The following is an 18,982-nucleotide window of genomic DNA, read 5'->3' as shown; positions in this document are numbered from 1 at the left end:
AGGAAACTGGTTTTAAAGCTAATACCCCGCGTGTTCAGTATTATACCATGGGAAGCAACAAATGGCAGGCTGCAGAGCAATGGCCGCCTAAGGACAGTGAACTCACTACTTTTTATTTAAACAGCGGTGGAAGCGCCAATACACTCAACGGAGATGGAGTTTTAACTACCAAGAAACCGAGAAAGGACAATCCGGATACTTTTACTTATGACCCTATGGACCCTGTAATGAGTTATGGTGGAAACGTTTGCTGTACGGGTAATGCCGTGAAAGGCGGTGCATACGATCAGCAGTCCATGGAAGAAAATCCAAACATCTTGGTATATACCTCTGAGGTGTTGACCCAGGATACTGAGGTCACCGGTTTTATTGAGTCTACGCTTTATGTTTCTTCGGATGCAAGAGATACCGACTTCACCATTAAGCTCATTGACGTTTATCCTGATGGACGTGCTTACAATCTGGATGAAACCATTCAGAGAGCCCGTTACCGTGAGGGTTATGACAAAGAAGTCTTTATGGAAGAAGGACAGGTCTATCAGTTGGATCTTACTCCTATGGCCACCAGTAACCTCTTTAAAAAAGGACACCGTATTCGCATTGAGATCTCCAGCAGTAACTTTCCGCGTTTTGCGAGAAACTTAAATACGGGAGGCAATAATTATGACGAGTCAGAAGGAGTAGTAGCAACCAATAGCATTCACCATTCCAGCAAGTATCCGTCTAACATTAAATTGCCGATCAAGCAATAATTATTGATAGTTTAAACGGTTCCTTCTTATACAATGGAACTATTTTGGTGCTGGCATGGACGGATAGTCTTTGGCAAATTGGCTCAAGGTGTTCTGAACCTGATTATGGATCTCATCCGGGAAGTGAGCGATCACCCCAGAAGGGCTGTCAATAGCATGTGCGTAAAGGGGATCAGTTTCTTGGTTGATCCAGCCAAAAACTATAGAACTACCATCTAGACAGGCCTTTATACGATCTAAATCTGATTGGATTTCTGCCTTCCAATCCGCGAGTTCTGTGCTTTTTGGAATAGTAGTGATAGGAGCAATCTTCATTTTCCCTTGCAGGGCTTTGTACTTATCATCATTGGCCATCAAATCTTCCATTTCACGCATGACCGATGCTTGATTCGAACCGTTAACTCCAGTTTTCCATTGCCCAGAAGCATAGGTTTTCTCAATGTTTGCAGTTTGCGAATAGTTGGCGGAATAAGTAATATAAACAGCTTCTGGATCCTGCATGGAGATAGCCATTATTGCATTACTTAAAATATTGATCGCTTGGTCTTTAAAGCTGATACTTCCATTTTTGTCTTTGAATGGAATTAGGGTTGGCAAGAACTGGCCTTGATCGTAAGCGTACATAGGATTGATTTTTAATTTGCGCCAATATAGGGGGAATAAAGACCAGAATTTCAGGTGATTATACCTGATTCCACCAAACCACGAATACCTTTTCAAAAGCCCCGTTTGGATGTTTGATCCAAACTAAGGGCGCTGATTTTTGCTGATGAAAATCAGCAAGTCGCTTTTGAGCTTCATGGAATGATATCCAGTCCACCGCAGCATGCGGACTAACCAACCAATCGTGCTTTCTTGGAAAGAAGCATTTACAGACTTTAAAGATGTCAAAACTGTCATGCGTTACATAACTTCCATAGATACTGTCAGCATTTAAAGGCGCTACATGCACCTCCTGTCCATAAGGCAAATAGAGTTGCGCTTTAAAGCAGACCAATTGCTCCATCTGATCGGCTTTGAGATTAAACTCATCGAGGTAGGCCTCAGTCTCGTGTTTGTAGAGTAGTGGAAGCTGTTTGTTAGCGAGCTTGTTGAGCTTTAAGACCAAAGAATCTCTTCGGTTAGGACCTATCCAATGGTCTAAAGGTGTGATCCCAACATGCGGATCATAGAGATAGAATTTATAGATGACCTCCAAATGAACAGGACGTCCATCAACGCTTAGCAAACAGTCTAATTCTCCTAAGGTGAGCTTATCGCGCTGTATTTGAAGATTCTCTACTAAGATCTCAATGTGATCATAAGTCTTAAGCTCCTCAGCCACAAAGCGTTCCACCAGCTTACCTAAACGATAATTTCCATCTAGGGTTTGGTTAAAACGCGGTGTTGGGACCTTTTCTAGAATCAACTGCTTCAACTGCATAGGTCCTGAACCCAACCATAAGACTGGAGTATTCAAATAACCCGCATACTGAAGTTGTATTGACATGAAAGGCGAAGTTATTGGAAATCTATCAAGGGTGCTCCTTTAAATCCTTAAATTTACAAGATGCATCATGTAATTATTACCGGCAGCACCGGAATGGTAGGGAAGGGCGTACTCTTGGAATGTTTGGATTCTGAGCAGATCGCTTCAGTTTTAGTGATCAACAGATCCTCCTTGGGTATTACACATCCTAAGCTCAAAGAGTTGTTACTTCCAGATTTTATGCAATTGGCAGAGCATGGAGAAATGCTGAAAGGATACGACGGCTGCTTTTTTTGTATGGGTGTTTCCGTGGTTGGGCTCAACGAAGCCAAATACACAGCCATTACTTATGATATAACCAAGGTCTTTGCTGATGTCCTTTTTGAATTGAATCCTAATATGGTTTTTAATTACGTCTCTGGAACAGGTACTGATAGTACTGCAACGGGACGTGTAATGTGGGCTCGAGTCAAAGGAAAAACAGAAAACTACATTCTTGAAAAGGGATTTAAGGACGCTTATGCTTTTAGACCCGGTATGATCATCCCAGAACGCGGCATTAAGTCTAGCACAGGCTGGTACAACGCCATATATGTGATATTACGTCCATTTTTTGGTTGGTTCAAAAAACGCTCAAATGTTACTACAACTACGAATATCGGTCATGCTATGATAGCTAGTATCGCAGCAAATCAAACTTTAAAACATTTAGAGAATAAAGACATCAATAGTTTAGCAAGTGGCTAAAAGCATTCCAAAAATAGCCTATCGGGAAACTGTTGCGCTTGATATAGAAGTAATCAGCTTCCATCAAGTCCGCGAGCGTTTGCAACAGATCAAGGATCACGATCCCTATGCACCACATAAGATTCAATTCTATTTAATCCTTGTTATTACCAAAGGCGCTTACACACATTATTTAGACTTTAAACAGTACACTTTGAAACCGGGAAGTGTACTTTTTGTCGCTAAAGAACAAGTACAGCATTTTACGCGCGCTCTTGCGAACACTGAAGGGTACGCCGTAATTTTAAATCATCAATATTTAGAGAACAACTATTTAGGTTCAAAAACACTTCACTTAAATCGGTTATACAATTACCATTTAGAATCTCCTGTAATCCATCAGGATCAAATGATTGAAGACAGTCTCTTACCGCTCGCTGATGAACTGCATAAGGAATACTATTTACAGGATTCTTTTGGCAAAGCTGAAGTCTTGCAGAGCTTGCTGCATGCCTTTCTGATAAAAGCGGAACGCGTTAAGGATCAGAATGCGAGTTCCTCGGTGAGTCCACAGTGGTTAACTCACTTTACATCATTCACCTTACTACTTCACAATCAATACACTAGTACTCGTAACGCTCAAGATTACGCCAAATCTCTTTACATCTCGTACAAACTTCTAAACGATGTGGTTAAAGCGCTAACGCACAAAACTGCAAAGGCATTTATAGATGATTTTGTGTGCATGGAGATCAAAAGATTCCTAATTTCAACGAGCTTATCTATAAAAGAAATAAGTTTTAAAACTGGTTTTGATGAGCCTGCCAACATGATTAAATTCTTTAAAAAGACTACTGAATTCACTCCGGCACAATTCAGAAAAGCAAACGCCTATAGTTAGAGATTTACTATTTTCTTCCTGAGATTGATAACGCCTCAGCCTTTGTGATTTAACAACTTTGTACTCAGTTAAATCATAAAACAATGAAAACCGTAAAACTTACACTAATCGCCTTAATGACCTTGAGCTTACTAAGTTGTGAGCAGCAAGGACCCATTTTAGAAGTTACCACTTTTAACATCGACGAAAAAGCAGATCTCGCAGCCTTTATCGCCTTAGATGAAACTGTGGAAGAAACCTTTACCAGCAAACAATCAGGATTTTTAAAACGACAAAGCGGACTTACAGAAGACGGGCAGTTTGCAGTATTGGTTTATTGGGAATCAGAAGCAGACGCAGCAGCCTCAATGGATAAATTCATGACCGACGCTACTGTAGCAGACTATGCAGGAATGATTGATGGTAAAACCATGAATATGGCGCGCTATCAAATGCCTGATGGTTATAACGGAAGTGAGTCTGATTTTATCGAGATCATGACCTTCCAACTGAAGTCAGACGCTGACCCTGCAGCCTTTGCGCAGATCGATCAACAAGTCGCGCAGCAGGTCACTGCTCCCAAAACAGGCTTTGTACAGCGCCTAATTGGTGAAAATAGCGCCAATGAAATTGCTGTAGTGGTCTACTGGGACACCAAAGCCAATTCCGATGCCGCCTTACAACCCTTCATGAATAACACCATTGCCCAGGAATTTATGGGCATGATGGATGAATCCACCGTAAAAATGGGTCGCTATAGCACCCTCAACACCGTAAATATTAACGACATGCAATTATCAAACAAAGACAAAACAGTAGCTTTATTGAACAGCTTTAACACAGGAGATACCACTCCTATTAGCTACATCAACCCTGAAAAATACATCCAACACAATCTAGCCGTTGGTGACGGATTGGCTGGGTTTGGTGAAGTAATGAAAAATGCTCCAGAAGGAGGGTTTAAAGCCAATGTGGTACGTGCGTTCCAAGATGGAGATTATGTATTCACCCACACAGAATATGACTTTTTTGGTCCTAAAGCTGGATTTGATGTGTTCCGATTTGAAGACGGACTGATCGTTGAACACTGGGACAACCTTATTGAGGTACAAGCACCAAACCCAAGCGGACATACGCAGTTTGATGGAGCCACGGCAATTACAGACCTTGATAAAACAGAGGCCAATAAAGCTAAAGTGAAGGATTTTATCACGAATGTGCTTTTGAATCATCAAATGGATAAAGTAACCGACTACATCAGTACAGAAACCTACATTCAGCACAATCCTGCCGTAGCTGATGGATTGGAAGGTTTTGGTGCAGCAATGAAATACTTTGCAGAGAACGGCTTGGTCATGGAATATACCAAACTTGTTAAAGTGATGGGCGAGGGGAACTTTGTGCTCACCCTCAGCGAAGGAAAATTTGGCAAAGGCGAGCTTACTGCTTTTTATGATTTATTTAGATTAGAAGACGGGCTTATTGTGGAACATTGGGATGTTATCTCCCCAATTCCCCCTAAAGAACAATGGGCCAATGAGAACGGGAAGTGGTAAGCTTTAAAAGGAACATCGAAAGGTGTTCCTTTTTTTTGCTAGTAGGTGAACCATGAATTGACTGTGTAAAATTTTAACAAGATTCTAAGATTTCTATTTTGGAGCTGACTTGCTCTCTGGCGTATTTTTAGCCTACAACAAACAACCATTAATAAATACTGTTCTGTAAATCAACCAATTTCTAGAACCCCCGGGAACAGTTCAATTGTCATTAACTATGAAATCTTTTTTAAAAATTGGAATGCTTTTGGGCATGTTGGTCGCATTGATCACACCGCTTCAAGCACAAGAAATTAATTCCGGCACTTTTAGTGGTCTGGAATTGCGAAACATTGGGCCGGCTTTCACTTCAGGTCGAATTGCCGATATTGCCATACATCCTGAGAATGAGAATGTCTGGTATGTTGCTGTGGGATCCGGAGGCGTATGGAAAACTACAAACTCAGGGACCACCTGGAAACCTATTTTTGATGGACAGACTTCGTTTTCTATCGGATCGATAGCCATTGATCCTTCCAATCCACATACCATTTGGGTGGGTACGGGTGAAAACGTAGGAGGTCGTCACGCTTCTGTTGGAGATGGGATCTATGTAAGTCATGATGACGGCGCCAGTTGGAGCCATATGGGACTTAAAAAGTCAGAACACTTATCCACCATTATCATTCACCCAGAGGATTCCAATACTGTTTGGGTGGCTTCTCAAGGGCCACTTTGGTCATCAGGTGGTGAACGTGGGGTTTATAAAACCACAGACGGTGGAAAAACATGGAACCGCACTTTGGGAGATGATGTTTGGGTAGGAGCTACCGATATTGTCATTGATCCACGGAATCCAGATGTACTTTATGCAGCGACATGGCAACGCCACAGAACGGTAGCAGGTTATATGGGCGGAGGTCCCGGAACAGGCATATATAAAAGTACTGACGGAGGTGACACATGGAATGAACTCAAAAAAGGAATTCCAGGTTCAAACAAAGGAAAAATTGGTTTAGCGATTTCTCCCTTCAATCCAGATGTGATCTATGCTGCTATAGAGCTTGATCGAAGAAAAGGAGGGCTTTTTATGTCATCCAACCGTGGGGAGAGCTGGAGCAAGCAATCTGACGCTGTATCAGGAGGAACCGGGCCACACTATTATCAAGAGCTATATGCTTCGCCTCATCATGAAGGCAAGTTGTTTTTAATGAATAACTACGTGCAGATCTCAGACAATCATGGAAAGACCTTTTACACCATGAATGAGCGAAACAAGCACGTGGATAGCCACGCCATGGCTTTTAAAATGTCTGACCCGAACTATGTACTATTTGGTACTGACGGTGGATTGTATGAGAGTTTTGATCTGACCAAGAGTTGGAAGTATGTGAGAAACTTGCCAATAACGCAATACTTTAAAGTTGCGGTTGATGATACTGCGCCTTTTTACAATATCTACGGAGGAACTCAGGATAATGGATCTCACGGCGGACCTTCAAACACTTTTAGCTCGGATGGGATCTCCAACCGCGATTGGTGGAAGACCTTAGGTGCCGATGGACATCAGTCCGCTATTGAGCCTGGAAACCCCAATATTACTTATGGAGAATTCCAACAAGGAGCACTATGGAGAATCGATCAAACTACACGTGAAACGGTATTCATTCAGCCGCAACCAAGAGCTGGAGAGCCTTTTGAGCGTTTCAATTGGGATGCGCCGATCTTAGTGAGTCCGCACAACCCAACACGTCTGTATTTCGCCTCACAACGCGTTTGGCGCTCAGACAATAGGGGAGATGATTGGACACCAATTTCTGAAGATCTAACCTTGAACCAAGACCGATTGACCTTAGACTATTACGGGAAGTCTCAATCTTGGGACAATGCTTGGGATGTCTTGGCGATGTCCAACTACAACACCATTACTTCTTTGGCAGAGTCTCCACAACAAGAAGGCCTGATATATGCTGGTACTGATGATGGTATCATTCAAACCACAGAAGACGGCGGCCAAACCTGGCGTAAGTTCACTTTGAGTTCTATCAAAGGTTTGGGCGATGTTCCTTTTGTCAATGATGTGCGCGCAGATCTCTTTGACGCTAACGTGGTTTACGCAGCTGTGGACAATCACAAATACGGAGATTACAAGCCTTATGTACTAAAGAGTTCAGACAAAGGAAAGACCTGGAGTATTATTAGTGGTGACCTTCCAGAGCGTCATTTAGTGTGGCGATTGGTACAAGATCACAAAGACAAAAATCTTATGTTCGCAGCTACAGAATACGGAATCTATTTTACGTATAATGGCGGAACGAATTGGGTTCAGTTGAAGTCCGGAGTTCCGACGATCTCCTTTAGAGACATTACCATTCAGCGTCGTGAGGACGACTTAGTTGGAGCTTCCTTTGGTCGTGGATTCTTTATTTTGGATGATATTACTCCGCTTAGAAACTTCGGAACGGATATCATGAACGCCGAGGCAACGATGTTCCCAACTAAAGATGCGCTTTGGTATGCGCCTTACAGCAAGGTCAGCAGTCAAGGTGATGCGCAATACAAGGCTAAGAACAGACCTTACGGAGCTCGTTTTACCTATTACCTTTCTGACAGCTTTAAATCTGCAAAGGCAGAGCGCAAAGCTAATGCTGATGAAGGTGCCGGATTTGAAGGCTGGGATACTTTAGAGGCTGAGAAGAATCAAGACGGACCAGCTGTTTTGCTGATTATTAAAGATGCCACTGGAAACACTGTGAATACTATTAAAGGTTCTAACAGCAAAGGATTCAACCGCGCTAATTGGGAATTTAACTATCCTAACAAACGTGGAGAACGTTTAAATGGTCGTGGTGATGGTATTGGCACTGGCTTTATCCGAGCTACTCCAGGTCGTTACACAGTGACCTTGGTTAAACGTGTTGATGGCGTTACTACGATATTGCAAGGGCCTCAAGAGTTCAATGTGGTTGCCGCCTATGAGGGAGCAATACCTCGTAAGTCTTATGATGAGATGAATCAATTCCGCGAGGAAGTATTCGCATTTCAACAAGACATCAATGCAACTAACTTGACCTTAGACAATCAGCTTAAATTGGTTGCAGCTATGAAGCGCGCAGCGAATAAAACAACAGCGCCAAATGACGCATTACTAGCACAAATCAATTCAGCTCGATTGGAGCTTTTGTCTATTGAAAAGGAGCTTTATGGAAACCCCATTAAAGATGAGATCGGGGAGCGCTCCAACCCAACGCCTAATGATGGCAATCAGCTAGGCTGGGCAGCCTTTGGTAATACTTACGGCCCTACAGGTACCCACAAGGGAGCCTTGGAACGAGCTAAAGGTCAATTACGACAAGTAAAAGGCAGATTAGCCAATGTGGTCAATAACACCATGCCAGCCATTGAACGAGGCTTAAAGCAAGCCGGAGCTCCTTGGGTTGAAGGCCAGGGTCTTATCGACTAAGATAAAAACAACTAGAAAAAAGAAACCGCCCAAGAAAAGGGCGGTTTTTTGTTAGAGTGCTAAGGCGTTTAAGAAGAGGGTGGCGGCAATTCCAAAGCCGGCTCCCGATATGAAAATATTCCATTTCATATGTTCTCCTTTAATGATCTTGGTATAGAACCAAAGCGCCAACATAAATAGGATCACGATAAAGATCTGTCCTACTTCAATACCTAAGTTGAATAAGAAGAGTGGCATGACTATGCTGTCGCTAAAAAGCATGAATTTAAAGTTGCTCGCAAAGGCCAAACCGTGAATAAGCCCAAATACAAGGGCAATCATATACTTGAACTTAGCATCTGAGAATTTTCCGTCCTTCCCATAATTCACAATATTGGCAATAGCCGTGATCATAATAGTAAAGGGAATCAACAGGTCAATAAGTTGTGGGTTGGTCGGTATGATGTCCAAAGCGCTCAAAATTAAGGTGCCACTGTGTCCAATAGTAAAGGCGGTAATGATCACCAGCACTTGTTTCCATTCTGAGAATTTAAAAGCTGCACAGAGCGTCATGACAAAGAGCAAATGATCATAAGCATTGATGTCAACAATATGCTCCCAACCGTTAGAAAAGAAAATACTGTATTCTTCCATAAAAAGATTTATTATAAAGTTTTGGTGAAAATTGGATCGTATTTAGTGCTCTCAAAGCTTTTACTTCTCAATAAGGGCGGGAATTTGAAGGTCATCCAATTGGATTGTAGATGTCCAAAGGATTCAAAAAGCATGCTGTTCTCAACCTTGATCTTGTCATTTTTCTTTAAGGTTATGCCTTTATTTTCAAAATGCAAGGTCAGCACATTGGCTTTGAGCTCTATTTCATAATCCTTGATTTTAAGTGGTAAAGTTTTACCATTAATTTGGATTACATATTTTTCTTTAAAATAGGCTTCTATGCCCTTAATGTCTGTATCCGTAAGTGCTCCTTTTTGGATGTTGAACTGCAGTACACCATTAATTGCAGGAGAGAAGTCATCAATGAACACTTTACATTCCAAGGTCAGCTTCTTAGCAGAATCATCATAAGAAAGTAGCGAAGAAGTAAGCTTTATAGGATGAGTGGTCGCTCCTAATCCGATCCACCCTCCAAGAATGATTAAAAAAAGATAGAGTGATTTATTCATAGTAGTTTGGGTCCATATTATCAAGGCACATAGGCAATGCTAAAGTTATAAAATAGCCGCAAAAAAGCTTCACCAGGCTCCTAAAAGATTCCTAAAGTTTCTATTTAGCTGCCGCTACGCACAGGAAAGCCCATCTGCGCCCAAACCAAAACACCTTCATCAATGATTGTTTCCGTGATTAGTCCAAAATAGAACTCACGCCGTTTTCAAGTCCGTATAAAGCTGCAACTTCTTCTGCATTGAGCATACGACTGTAAATAGAGAGCTCATCCATTTGGCCTATATAACTAAGGCCCAGGTAGATGTTTGATAAGGAATAGTCCCAAGTAAAAGGGGCAATAGGCAAGGGGTTACTGCCTTTGAATTGCCCGTTCATATAGAGCGAAGCTTCACCATTGGGTGTATTTAAACCAGAAAAGGCAATCACAATATGCGTCCAAGAATCACTGGAAAAAGGTGGATTTTCCACAGCGATCAAACGGGCATTAAATATAGGATTCTCATTGTCTGGGCCTTCTGGATTTGGATTCCAAACCTCACGATCTCCAATAACGCCCAATCTAAAATCTCTAGGGTTTTCTTTAGTGAAATCTACCCAAATACCCGCATCATTGTAACCAGAATCTGTTATTTGAATAGGATCGCAATAGCCTGGTTCTAGGTCTGTTTCTGGGTCTAATTTGAGCCAAAAAGAGACGGTAGCTGCCCAATTGGTGGTATTGTAAGTAATGTTCTTTTCGCTTGGATAGTAGATATATCCTGGGCTACGCTCGGTAAAGACCAATCCGGCACCAAATTTTCCTTGACCGTCCTCACGACGAATATCAGGCTTATGCAAACCAACGCGAGCAGAATCTCTGGCTTGACGGTTAGGCACTGTATACAGACGCGCATCTCCCAAAGCAAAATCTGCATCTACGGAAGTGTCAAAAGAGGAGTAAAAGGTCAAAGATTCCTTTAAAGCTTTTGTCGTTGAATACTGCTCAGTTGCAGTTGCTGAGTCTATTGCGGTACTATTTTCTTCGGATTTGTTTTGCTTACAGCTGATTAAGGAAGCAGATAAAATAAAAATTGTAAAGACGAATTTCATTAGTGATTTGCTCATGGATGGGTTGTTTGGTTTTAGTACTTAAAGATAAGGATGATTATTCAGTAAACTTGTTACAGGCTAAAATCCAGCGCAAATAACTTTGACATAATATCTATCGATTTAATTCACTTACGTTAAAATATATGTGATATTATGCCAAATAGAGAGCTATGCGTTATTTGCTATAATTGTATCATAATTTATATTATGTAAAATAGATTGTTTTGAGGATTCCCTCCCAGTCCTTTAAATATCTTCGGAATTCCCAGATATAGCGAGTATCTTTAAAAAACTTCAACACAGTGTCATATACGCGCCCTATTTTTAAGACTAAGGGATAACCGATGAAAAAGAATCAACTGGAATCATTAATTTGCGAACATCATGAAGCTGCATATTATTGGGCGCTTCAATTGTGTAAGCACCAGCCAGATTCTGCTCAGGATGTTTTGCAAATGACGTATTTGAAAATTTTAGAGAATAAAGCGCGCTACAATGAACAATCCAGTTTTAAGACCTGGTTGTTTGCCGTCATTCGTTTTACAGCCTTTGATCATCTTAAAAATCAGCGAAAATTTCAAGCTTTAGAAACTGTACAATTGACATCAGAAATAGATCCTTTTGCGGAAACGCCAAACTTAAGACCTATTCTAAATCAATTGCCAGAGCGTCAAAAACAAGTCTTGTTGCTGGCTTTTTATCACGATATGACTCTTGCGGCCATTGCTGAAGTCCTGGACATTGGTATTGGTAGCGTTAGAACCCATTACAGTCGTGGTAAAGAAGCCTTAAAGCAACACTTAAAACCGATTCGATCATGAATAAAGATCAAGAATTAAGGGATTTATTCACTGCGGAGAGAAATCGAGATAAAGTCGATTTTCCTGCTCCGGCTGTGGATGATATTATGTCAAACAGCAATACAAGTTCCTTCAAATGGTATCATGCAGCTGCAGCTGTTTTGGTTCTTGGAGGGTTGATCGGATTACTTCGAAAGAGTGATCCTATATCATCCGAAGACACAGTAAGCGAAGAAATTACACTGAATTTAGATTTAACAGAAACAGAAACCACAGATCAATTAATGGTAGAAAACACTTCTCTTTTTAGCTGGGAAGCCTCCACAGATGTATTGATCCAAGAATTTGATGAATAAAACACACACCATGAAAAAGTACACCCTCCTCCTCTTTTTATTTGCCTTTGGTTTTATTAGCCAGGCACAAGACGCGCTCACCACAGAACTTTTTGATATTGACAATATCATGAAGTACAAAACAGAGATCAGTCTTACCGACAAACAAATGGAAGCCATCAAAGCTCATTATTATGAGGGCAATAAGAAGTTTACAGATGCCAAATGGAAATTGGCCGAACAAAAGGCTAAACTCGATGAACTGCTTAGAAATCCCGAAGTAGCGATTGAAGAAACTATGGCACAAATGTATCAAGTAACCATAGCAGAATCGGAAGTAAAACTCGCCCGTCTATTCACCTTGCTGAATATTAAAAACGAACTCAAAGCCGATCAGCAAGTGATCCTTAAAGAAATGATTTCCGATACTGACAGAAAGCCATTTTTCATTACCACAGACATCAATAATGAAAAGAAAGTGAAGTTTCAGATCTCTGGTTCACAAAGTACCGGTCCTACTCCACTATACATCATTAAAAGCAAATTTGGCGATTATGAGATCAACACAGATCAGCTGAAAACAAAGATAGATCCAAATAACATTGAAAGCATCTCTGTGATCAAAGGCCAAAGCGCTATCGCCATCTATGGCTCACGCGGAGAAAATGGAGTCATTGAGATTACCTTGAAAAAGGAAAATTAGATGCTAGCTATTCAAGCACAAAAAAACTGCGCTCCTTTCGGGCGCAGTTTTTATTTTAAATAATTGGTAATTAATTCTTTAAAGCCCTTCTGGCCTTCTCGCCTTGCGGACCGTAGGGATCCATCTGACTCACCTTTAAGAAGACCTGATTGGCCTGTTCTAAATTGCCGCTAGCCTTTAACGCTTCGGCCAAGCCCAAGTATAATTGAGAAGAGTCTGTAAACAGCTTGCTGCTCATATCAAAGACAAATAAAGCTCCTTGAATCTGGTCACTGTTGAGCAAATTATAACCCGCCTGAGTAAACAAAGCCTCAAAATCCGTGTATTGATGCATAGGATCGTTCACTAAACGAGCGGCTTCACTATTCACCTTTTCCAATTCTCCCGCCATAAACAGCTGGGTTAAATGACCCATCGGATCCAAGACAACATCATCTCCAATCTCAGCCATAGCTGCCGCTAAGACAGGATCTTCATTGTTTACGTATTGCTCAAAAGTCGTTGAAACGGCAATATTTGGGGGCATCCACTCTTGATTCTCCCATTGTGGTTTATCTTGCCACCATGCCCAAGACAATCGTGCGGTAAATCCGCTATTAGGCAATAAAAGCTTTCTGTTGTCTCCGTAGAAATTTAAATTCTCTGCCGTAGGTTCTCCCACAAAGATCACATTGGTGTAATTATCCAATTCATTAACCATATTTTGACATGCAGAAAAGGTTCTGCGCCCAATGATACAGAAGAATTTACCCACTTCGTTCACCTTAGACTTTAGCAATCCAGTAATGATGGGTTTGTTTAAATAGTTGTTTCCGCCTCCGTTCAGTCGTACGTCCAAAACAAAGCGCTCCACCTCATTGTTCGCTATAAAATCAAAGACTTCTCCATAAAATTCTGCGATGTTCTTTTGTGAAGGATCGTCCTGAACTTGACTCTGACGCACATAAACGGTTTTTGTTTCCGCGTTATAATCAAAGTTGTAGATTTTGTTGAGTTCTTGCAGATATAAAGGTGTAGCGGATTGATCTCTTGCGCTGATGCGCCCCTCTCCTGGCTGAATGAGGCTATACTCCGTTTTAATTGCACCTTTGTCTCCAGCTGTAAAGGTATGCGTAAAGACTTCCCCGTCTTTTTCTAAGGTAAATTCCACGTCCATGGTGTACATTGGAATGATGCGCTGAGCGTGGAGAATTTCCGGAATGGTCAGATCATTGAGTCCATAGGCCTTAAAAAATTGATCATTCTCCGCAGATACTGTGGGATAGATCAACGCTATGGCCTGCTCAATAGATTTGTCGCCTATTTTTAAAACTTTGGCTCCTAATGCCTTTTCATTACCTATTGTGGTTCCTTCAATGTAAATTCCATCACTGAATTGATATAGATTTACTGGGATTTTGTGATAATCTACCTTTCCTCCACTAAGGCTGAGATAGGTATGTCCGTATTCAAACATCGCAATGATGCGCGAAAGCCCTACCATGACCTCGTGATCGGCCATATTGGGAATCTGCGCTCTGAGCTTAGCCACTTCCCCATCCCATTTTTGGGCAGTGACTTTTTTTAAATAAGAACGGATAGTCTTGATGCACCGTCTTTTGCAAGAAATCAAGGTCTTCTTGCCATTGGGAAGCCGTTAAGTTGTTTTGTGCAATTAGCCCGGAGGTCATCAGCAGAAAGAAGACTGCCAAGCCAGTGCAAATGCGTTTTAGTTGAATTTTCATAGTGTTGTTATTAGTTGATTGATGAATGATGCCTTATAAGTAAGTCATAAGATAATTTGTTACAGATCTTGTCGATTTAAATAGTTCCCTACTGGCAAATGGAGTAATTTTGCAGCGTGAACACAAGAAGGCAAAAATCGCAACTGGAATTTGTCGCTATGATGGCGGCCCTAATGTCTATTGTAGCCCTCGCCATTGATGCACTGCTCCCCGCTTTGGACATCATTGGATTCCATGTTGGCACTACCAACCCCAGCGATAATCAGCTTTTTATAATCATGATCTTTTTGGGTTTGGGCTTGGGTCCACTCCTGTTTGGCCCACTCTCTGACAGTCTTGGGCGCAAGCCCGTTGTTTATATGGGATTTGCCCTTTTTGTGGTGGCGAGTTTTATCTGTGTTTCTACCGATACGCTTTGGGTCATGATCTTGGGGCGCATCATTCAAGGAATAGGCCTTTCTGCACCGAGAACCATAGCCATTGCCATTATTCGGGATCTGTACTCCGGAGATTATATGGCCAGAATCATGTCCTTTGTGACCGTAGTGTTTCTGCTGGTTCCCATAGTCGCACCCGCCTTTGGGAAACTCGTTTTAGACGCTTATAATTGGCAGGCCATCTTCTATTTTCAATTAGCCATTGGAGCTGTGGTGTGTTTGTGGTTTTATCTGCGGCAGCCAGAAACCTTAAAAGTTGAGAATAAGATTCCCATGAGTAAGAATCTTTTTAAAGACGGATTCAAAGAAGTCATTCAATATCCGGTAACCATTGGTTGTACAGTGATCTCCGGACTTATTGCAGGTTCTTTCTTTGTGTATTTAAGCGGATCCCAACAGATCTTTCAAGAGCAATACGGACTCAAAGAAGCTTTTCCATACATCTTTGCAGGATTGAGCATTGCCATTGGATTGGCCGTTTTCCTCAAATGCCAATATGGTGTTGCGCTTTGGAATGGAAAAGTTGGTAACCGTTGCTCTGAGCGGCTTCTTTGTAGTTTCGCTAAGTTATGTTTTGGTCTTTATGGGCAGCGAAAATCCGCCCATTGAGATCCTGCTAGCCTTTATGGCTTTGCAGTTCTTGTGTATTGGATTTCTGTTTGGTAACCTACGTGCACTCGCCATGGAACCTGTTGGGCATATTGCAGGGATAGCAGCGGCCATTACCGGCTTTATCTCAACAATAATGGCCGTACCCATCAGCACCTTTATTGGTCGCTATTTAAAAGATACGGCCTTACCTGTTTTTATAGGATTTTCGATTTGTTCTTTGGTAGCCTTGCTGATACTATTTTTACCTAAAGCGTAAAAATCCACAAGGATTGAACAAATCGGCGATTATTGATGCAACTTAAGCACTTCCTCAATAGCGGCGTCTCCACCATTATTGAGCTCGTCTAATACCTGATAGAAAAATACGTAGCGGCTTCTCGGGTAGTTTCATGGACCCACATCAGCAGGAATCCCCAAGCCTTCATAATTTTCACCCTTCATGGAGTAATAAACCTCATTAGAAAGGCCAAATTCCATTCCGTTGGGCATTTCCCGGTCAAAGATGTCACTAAATACACCCTCTGTTCTATCGCCAATGCGCGTCACTGAAGGAATCTCTAAACTGGTCAAGGTCATGATTTCGGTTGCCGATGCAGACTCCGGAGAGATCAACAAGTAAACAGGCAACGTACTTTGACGCTCCCCAGCGTGTAAATAAACCTTATTCTCCGGTGTTAAAGCTCCTTGAAACCAGGGCTTGTTTTTGAAAATACTTGTTTTCGCTGCGGATTGAAAAAACTCAAAACTTCCATCCCAATTTCATCAGAACCACCGCCGTTGAAGCGCACGTCAATAATCAAGGCCTCTATACCTTCAAAATCATCCAAGACCTGGTTAAACAAACGATTGATCCCCGCCACCTCATTGTCTGAATGACTAATGTCTTCTTCTGCCATTTCAAAATACTGTTCAAAGAAGGCTTCTATATCATCAGTCTGTTCAATGCCGTAGTCAGCGAAACCAAGCATTTGATTGAGCTGCAAATAAGCTACCTTTTTCATTGATCTTTTCCCCATTGAAAGAACCCAAAGGTTGATACTTTGAGATCTTTGACGTAGTGGTTGGCAATAGAGTCCTCTAAACACGTCTACCGCTTATGGGTGTTGGCCCCGATTCTGATTCATCTGATTCAGCGGCCTCGCGCAAAGCGTAGGCGGCTTCTTCCACTTCATCGCTTGCAGAAAAGTCCCTATATGTCCGTCATCAAAACTGTCCAACATATCTTCCAAAAACATTATAGAGCTCAGCATCTGTGGTCTGCGGAGTCACTTTGGAGCGATACAAGGCATAGGTAGAATCCCAATTGATGTTGCGCTCTTTAAAATAGGCGTAATGATCTCTAAAAGTCTCTGCCACCACTTCAAAATTCAATACCGGATCTGCATAGGCCTGTGGTGTCACGGTTTTTACAGATCAAGGGAGCGTCGTCAATACGAGTAAATTGATACCGATTGATCCCGTTGTCCAGACGTAAAGTGTCATTCTCTACATAAATTTGATCGCCAAACATGGCTATATCCCCAGAAAGAACGGGTAAACAGGAGATCGATGTGGTCTGGGCCAATTTAAAAGCTCCTTGTTCAATTTTAACAATTCGACCATAAACCTACGGATTGCCAAACTCCATCCATGGGGTTGGGTTGATTCTTCTGTTTCGCCGCAATTTGCAAGGCACAGGCTTAAAGCCAAAGCACCTAAGATTTTGATTGATTTCATTTATTCTTTATTTTTTGATTGATTTTTTGAGTTGCTCGTTGATGATCCCTGCTCTAATGAGCAGCACCACCACCGCTTTAAAACCAAAACCGATACCCGCAGTTCCTCCAAGGGTCCAAAGCCAGAAGTCCGCTCCATTGTCTTTGAGTTGAGAACATTCTAAGGCCACACTTATACCGCTTTCCCAGAAGTAATGCACCCACTACTCCATTGAACCACCATTGCTTTTTTTGCTTGTTTCATCTTTGGTTTTTTTATAGCCTAAAAAATAATGAATACCTTAGTGCAAAACAACTAAAACAACTACCCCGAAATGATTCCCAAAATTGGCTCCGGCTAATGGCTTTTAGCGGCCTGTTCCTTATGTTAGCAACCAGTTGCAAAACCGAAGCAGAGTATCCCTCCGAAGAAACACAAACACCTCCTAAAGAAGAAGTTAAACTAGCCTTTGAAAATAAATCAGAAACTCGGTGGAAGGCCCGGTATGGAATTCAAAGACACAAGAATTGTATTGGGTAGATATTCTGAATCAAGAGCTTCATATTTTTTCTCCGGATACGCAAGAAAATCGCGCGCTTAAAGTTCCTTCTAGAATTGGAAACCGTGGGTGCCTTACAGCCCGAGACAAGCTGTTTGTTGCCTTAGAAAGACGGTATCTATAAAATTAACCTTCAAAGTGGTGATTTAGAACTCCTTTCTGATGTAGAAAAAGAAGAAACGAAGAAACCGTTTCAATGATGGCAAATGTGACCCTGCGGGAAATTTATGGGTAGGAAGCATGAATCTGGCAGAAAACGAAGCCTCCGGGAATCTTTACAGAATCCAACCCGATGGTACCACTACCAAAATGCTCGATAGCATTACGATCTCCAACGGTATTGTTTGGGACCGACGCGCTACTACCATGTATTATATCGATACGCCTACTGGAGTGATTCGCGCTTTTGATTACGATAAGAATACCGCCAGCCATCAGCAAATGAAACGCGTAGTTGTAGAAGTAGAACCAGCTGATGGTTTTCCTGACGGAATGGCTATTGATGAGAACAACAATCTCTGGGTTGGGCTTTGGAACGGAAAACGCCCATAGTTTCAGTACAACTCCAAAACAGGCGAATTAATGCAAAAATTGAAGTGCCTGCGCACAATGTAACCGCCGCAGCTTTTGGAGGCCCCAATTTGGATATACTTTATATCACTTCAGCACGTGTGGATATGGACGGATGAAGAGCTAGAAAAAGTACCCTTTGGCTGGTTCTGTTTTTAGCTATAAGACTGGCGTAAAAAGGTCAAAAGGCGGGACGTTTTTGGCGAATCTCGAACGCAAATCAAACACCCCTTAAATTGAGTAAATTATACATTATTATGGGTGTTAGCGGCAGTGGAAAAACTACCGTTGGTGAAGCCTTAGCTCGGGAGCTTTCGCTTCCGTTTTTGGATGCAGACACCTATCATCCGCAAACCAATATTGAGAAAATGCAAAGCGGTCAAGCCTTGAATGACCAAGATCGCGAACCCTGGTTGGTTCGTCTTAATGAGGTACTTGCTGTTCGCAGTGAAGAAGGTGCTGTTTTTTGG

24 protein-coding genes and 1 pseudogene are annotated in these 18,982 nt (G+C 41.9%); 14 read left to right on the top strand and 11 right to left on the bottom strand.

Annotation, left to right across the window (positions count from 1 at the left end; translation table 11 throughout):
• Positions 1–752: CocE/NonD family hydrolase (locus tag ACSLP7_RS06060; protein WP_435578475.1), on the top strand; the 752-nt coding region annotated here is incomplete at its 5' end.
• Between the two features lie 39 nt (positions 753–791).
• Here ACSLP7_RS06060 and ACSLP7_RS06055 read toward each other — a convergent pair.
• Complete coding sequence (locus tag ACSLP7_RS06055; RefSeq protein ID WP_435578474.1) at positions 792–1,376, bottom strand: hypothetical protein; 585 nt, start codon at positions 1,374–1,376, stop codon at positions 792–794.
• Between the two features lie 58 nt (positions 1,377–1,434).
• Positions 1,435–2,241, bottom strand: coding sequence for a DUF1853 family protein (locus tag ACSLP7_RS06050; protein ID WP_435578473.1), 807 nt, complete (start codon positions 2,239–2,241; stop codon positions 1,435–1,437).
• A gap of 60 nt (positions 2,242–2,301) precedes the next feature.
• On the opposite strand from ACSLP7_RS06050, the gene ACSLP7_RS06045 reads away from it, so the two are divergent.
• The 4 genes from ACSLP7_RS06045 (at position 2,302) to ACSLP7_RS06030 (ending at position 8,824) form a co-directional block, all read left to right on the top strand.
• Positions 2,302–2,967: an epimerase gene (locus ACSLP7_RS06045; RefSeq protein WP_435578472.1), complete on the top strand. Its 666-nt coding sequence runs from the start codon at positions 2,302–2,304 to the stop codon at positions 2,965–2,967.
• Positions 2,960–3,847, top strand: coding sequence for an AraC family transcriptional regulator (locus ACSLP7_RS06040; protein ID WP_435578471.1), 888 nt, complete (start codon positions 2,960–2,962; stop codon positions 3,845–3,847). Before ACSLP7_RS06045 ends, ACSLP7_RS06040 begins: the two co-directional genes overlap by 8 nt.
• An 83-nt stretch (positions 3,848–3,930) precedes the next feature.
• Complete coding sequence (locus ACSLP7_RS06035) at positions 3,931–5,382, top strand: hypothetical protein (RefSeq protein WP_435578470.1); 1,452 nt, start codon at positions 3,931–3,933, stop codon at positions 5,380–5,382.
• Positions 5,383–5,599: 217 nt separating this feature from the next.
• The gene (locus tag ACSLP7_RS06030; protein ID WP_435578469.1) at positions 5,600–8,824 is read left to right on the top strand and encodes a WD40/YVTN/BNR-like repeat-containing protein; all 3,225 of its coding nucleotides are present in this window, start codon (positions 5,600–5,602) and stop codon (positions 8,822–8,824) included.
• 51 nt (positions 8,825–8,875) lie between these two features.
• Here ACSLP7_RS06030 and ACSLP7_RS06025 read toward each other — a convergent pair whose 3' ends face one another.
• From ACSLP7_RS06025 to ACSLP7_RS06015, 3 genes are all read right to left on the bottom strand, one after another.
• Positions 8,876–9,457: a HupE/UreJ family protein gene (locus tag ACSLP7_RS06025; RefSeq protein WP_435578468.1), complete on the bottom strand. Its 582-nt coding sequence runs from the start codon at positions 9,455–9,457 to the stop codon at positions 8,876–8,878.
• 11 nt (positions 9,458–9,468) lie between these two features.
• On the bottom strand, positions 9,469–9,987 hold the full coding sequence (locus ACSLP7_RS06020; protein WP_435578467.1) for a DUF6702 family protein: 519 nt from the start codon (positions 9,985–9,987) through the stop codon (positions 9,469–9,471).
• Positions 9,988–10,165: 178 nt separating this feature from the next.
• Positions 10,166–11,092: a LamG-like jellyroll fold domain-containing protein gene (locus ACSLP7_RS06015; RefSeq protein ID WP_435578466.1), complete on the bottom strand. Its 927-nt coding sequence runs from the start codon at positions 11,090–11,092 to the stop codon at positions 10,166–10,168.
• A gap of 329 nt (positions 11,093–11,421) precedes the next feature.
• Here ACSLP7_RS06015 and ACSLP7_RS06010 point away from each other — a divergent pair, with 329 nt between their 5' ends.
• The 3 genes from ACSLP7_RS06010 to ACSLP7_RS06000 are packed head-to-tail and all read left to right on the top strand — an operon-like array spanning position 11,422 to position 12,915.
• Positions 11,422–11,898, top strand: coding sequence for an RNA polymerase sigma factor (locus ACSLP7_RS06010; protein ID WP_435578465.1), 477 nt, complete (start codon positions 11,422–11,424; stop codon positions 11,896–11,898).
• Positions 11,895–12,233: a hypothetical protein gene (locus ACSLP7_RS06005; RefSeq protein ID WP_435578464.1), complete on the top strand. Its 339-nt coding sequence runs from the start codon at positions 11,895–11,897 to the stop codon at positions 12,231–12,233. Before ACSLP7_RS06010 ends, ACSLP7_RS06005 begins: the two co-directional genes overlap by 4 nt.
• A gap of 10 nt (positions 12,234–12,243) precedes the next feature.
• Positions 12,244–12,915: a hypothetical protein gene (locus tag ACSLP7_RS06000; RefSeq protein ID WP_435578463.1), complete on the top strand. Its 672-nt coding sequence runs from the start codon at positions 12,244–12,246 to the stop codon at positions 12,913–12,915.
• Between the two features lie 70 nt (positions 12,916–12,985).
• Here the strand turns inward: ACSLP7_RS06000 and ACSLP7_RS05995 are convergent, their stop codons facing one another.
• The gene (locus tag ACSLP7_RS05995; RefSeq protein ID WP_435578462.1) at positions 12,986–14,446 is read right to left on the bottom strand and encodes a hypothetical protein; all 1,461 of its coding nucleotides are present in this window, start codon (positions 14,444–14,446) and stop codon (positions 12,986–12,988) included.
• Entirely contained in the window at positions 14,439–14,639 is a 201-nt protein-coding gene (locus ACSLP7_RS05990; RefSeq protein ID WP_435578461.1) for a hypothetical protein, read from the bottom strand. The genes ACSLP7_RS05995 and ACSLP7_RS05990 overlap by 8 nt, the downstream gene beginning before the upstream one ends.
• Before the next feature lie 116 nt (positions 14,640–14,755).
• Here ACSLP7_RS05990 and ACSLP7_RS05985 point away from each other — a divergent pair, with 116 nt between their 5' ends.
• Positions 14,756–15,685, top strand: coding sequence for an MFS transporter (locus ACSLP7_RS05985; protein ID WP_435578460.1), 930 nt, complete (start codon positions 14,756–14,758; stop codon positions 15,683–15,685).
• The gene (locus ACSLP7_RS05980; RefSeq protein WP_435578459.1) at positions 15,660–15,944 is read left to right on the top strand and encodes a hypothetical protein; all 285 of its coding nucleotides are present in this window, start codon (positions 15,660–15,662) and stop codon (positions 15,942–15,944) included. Before ACSLP7_RS05985 ends, ACSLP7_RS05980 begins: the two co-directional genes overlap by 26 nt.
• Positions 15,945–16,075: 131 nt before the next feature.
• Here the strand turns inward: ACSLP7_RS05980 and ACSLP7_RS05975 are convergent, their stop codons facing one another.
• From ACSLP7_RS05975 to ACSLP7_RS05960, 4 genes are all read right to left on the bottom strand, one after another.
• A complete protein-coding gene (locus ACSLP7_RS05975; protein WP_435578476.1) occupies positions 16,076–16,399 on the bottom strand; it encodes a S41 family peptidase in 324 nt (107 codons plus the stop codon).
• Positions 16,363–16,689 carry a S41 family peptidase gene (locus ACSLP7_RS05970; RefSeq protein ID WP_435578458.1) on the bottom strand — a complete coding sequence of 109 codons (327 nt, stop codon included), beginning with the start codon at positions 16,687–16,689 and terminating at the stop codon, positions 16,363–16,365. The genes ACSLP7_RS05975 and ACSLP7_RS05970 overlap by 37 nt, the downstream gene beginning before the upstream one ends.
• Before the next feature lie 202 nt (positions 16,690–16,891).
• Positions 16,892–17,089, bottom strand: a complete 198-nt coding sequence (locus tag ACSLP7_RS05965; RefSeq protein ID WP_435578457.1) for a hypothetical protein — start codon at positions 17,087–17,089, stop codon at positions 16,892–16,894.
• 322 nt (positions 17,090–17,411) lie between these two features.
• Positions 17,412–17,603 carry a hypothetical protein gene (locus ACSLP7_RS05960; protein WP_435578456.1) on the bottom strand — a complete coding sequence of 64 codons (192 nt, stop codon included), beginning with the start codon at positions 17,601–17,603 and terminating at the stop codon, positions 17,412–17,414.
• Between the two features lie 271 nt (positions 17,604–17,874).
• Between ACSLP7_RS05960 and ACSLP7_RS05955 the strand changes: the two genes are divergently transcribed.
• The 4 genes and pseudogenes from ACSLP7_RS05955 to ACSLP7_RS05940 all read left to right on the top strand — a co-directional run.
• Positions 17,875–18,066 (top strand): SMP-30/gluconolactonase/LRE family protein, encoded by a 192-nt coding sequence (locus tag ACSLP7_RS05955; RefSeq protein WP_435578455.1) that lies wholly within the window; start codon positions 17,875–17,877, stop codon positions 18,064–18,066.
• 59 nt (positions 18,067–18,125) lie between these two features.
• Positions 18,126–18,494, top strand: a pseudogene (locus ACSLP7_RS05950) (SMP-30/gluconolactonase/LRE family protein); the annotation flags it as partial.
• On the top strand, positions 18,473–18,631 hold the full coding sequence (locus ACSLP7_RS05945) for an SMP-30/gluconolactonase/LRE family protein (protein WP_435578454.1): 159 nt from the start codon (positions 18,473–18,475) through the stop codon (positions 18,629–18,631). The pseudogene ACSLP7_RS05950 and the gene ACSLP7_RS05945, both read left to right, overlap by 22 nt.
• Before the next feature lie 117 nt (positions 18,632–18,748).
• Positions 18,749–18,982: shikimate kinase (locus ACSLP7_RS05940; RefSeq protein ID WP_435578453.1), on the top strand; the 234-nt coding region annotated here is incomplete at its 3' end.

Origin of the sequence: Gilvibacter sp. (assembly GCF_965601605.1) — a bacterium.
In the GTDB taxonomy this organism is placed as follows: Bacteria; Bacteroidota; Bacteroidia; order Flavobacteriales; family Flavobacteriaceae; genus Gilvibacter.
The sequence above is the reverse complement of the archived record's forward strand: the minus strand, read 5'-3'. Positions and strand labels throughout refer to the sequence as shown.

Excerpts from the sequence above, each read along its gene's own strand:
- ACSLP7_RS06055 (WP_435578474.1), bottom strand. The coding sequence starts at position 1,376 with ATGTACGCTTACGATCAAGGCCAGTTCTTGCCAACCCTAATTCCATTC.
- ACSLP7_RS06050 (WP_435578473.1), bottom strand. The coding sequence starts at position 2,241 with ATGTCAATACAACTTCAGTATGCGGGTTATTTGAATACTCCAGTCTTA.
- ACSLP7_RS06045 (WP_435578472.1), top strand. The coding sequence starts at position 2,302 with ATGCATCATGTAATTATTACCGGCAGCACCGGAATGGTAGGGAAGGGC.
- ACSLP7_RS06035 (WP_435578470.1), top strand. The coding sequence starts at position 3,931 with ATGAAAACCGTAAAACTTACACTAATCGCCTTAATGACCTTGAGCTTA.
- ACSLP7_RS06030 (WP_435578469.1), top strand. The coding sequence starts at position 5,600 with ATGAAATCTTTTTTAAAAATTGGAATGCTTTTGGGCATGTTGGTCGCA.
- ACSLP7_RS06025 (WP_435578468.1), bottom strand. The coding sequence starts at position 9,457 with ATGGAAGAATACAGTATTTTCTTTTCTAACGGTTGGGAGCATATTGTT.
- ACSLP7_RS06020 (WP_435578467.1), bottom strand. The coding sequence starts at position 9,987 with ATGAATAAATCACTCTATCTTTTTTTAATCATTCTTGGAGGGTGGATC.
- ACSLP7_RS06015 (WP_435578466.1), bottom strand. The coding sequence starts at position 11,092 with ATGAGCAAATCACTAATGAAATTCGTCTTTACAATTTTTATTTTATCT.
- ACSLP7_RS06010 (WP_435578465.1), top strand. The coding sequence starts at position 11,422 with ATGAAAAAGAATCAACTGGAATCATTAATTTGCGAACATCATGAAGCT.
- ACSLP7_RS06005 (WP_435578464.1), top strand. The coding sequence starts at position 11,895 with ATGAATAAAGATCAAGAATTAAGGGATTTATTCACTGCGGAGAGAAAT.
- ACSLP7_RS06000 (WP_435578463.1), top strand. The coding sequence starts at position 12,244 with ATGAAAAAGTACACCCTCCTCCTCTTTTTATTTGCCTTTGGTTTTATT.
- ACSLP7_RS05990 (WP_435578461.1), bottom strand. The coding sequence starts at position 14,639 with ATGAAAATTCAACTAAAACGCATTTGCACTGGCTTGGCAGTCTTCTTT.
- ACSLP7_RS05980 (WP_435578459.1), top strand. The coding sequence starts at position 15,660 with ATGGGCAGCGAAAATCCGCCCATTGAGATCCTGCTAGCCTTTATGGCT.
- ACSLP7_RS05970 (WP_435578458.1), bottom strand. The coding sequence starts at position 16,689 with ATGAAAAAGGTAGCTTATTTGCAGCTCAATCAAATGCTTGGTTTCGCT.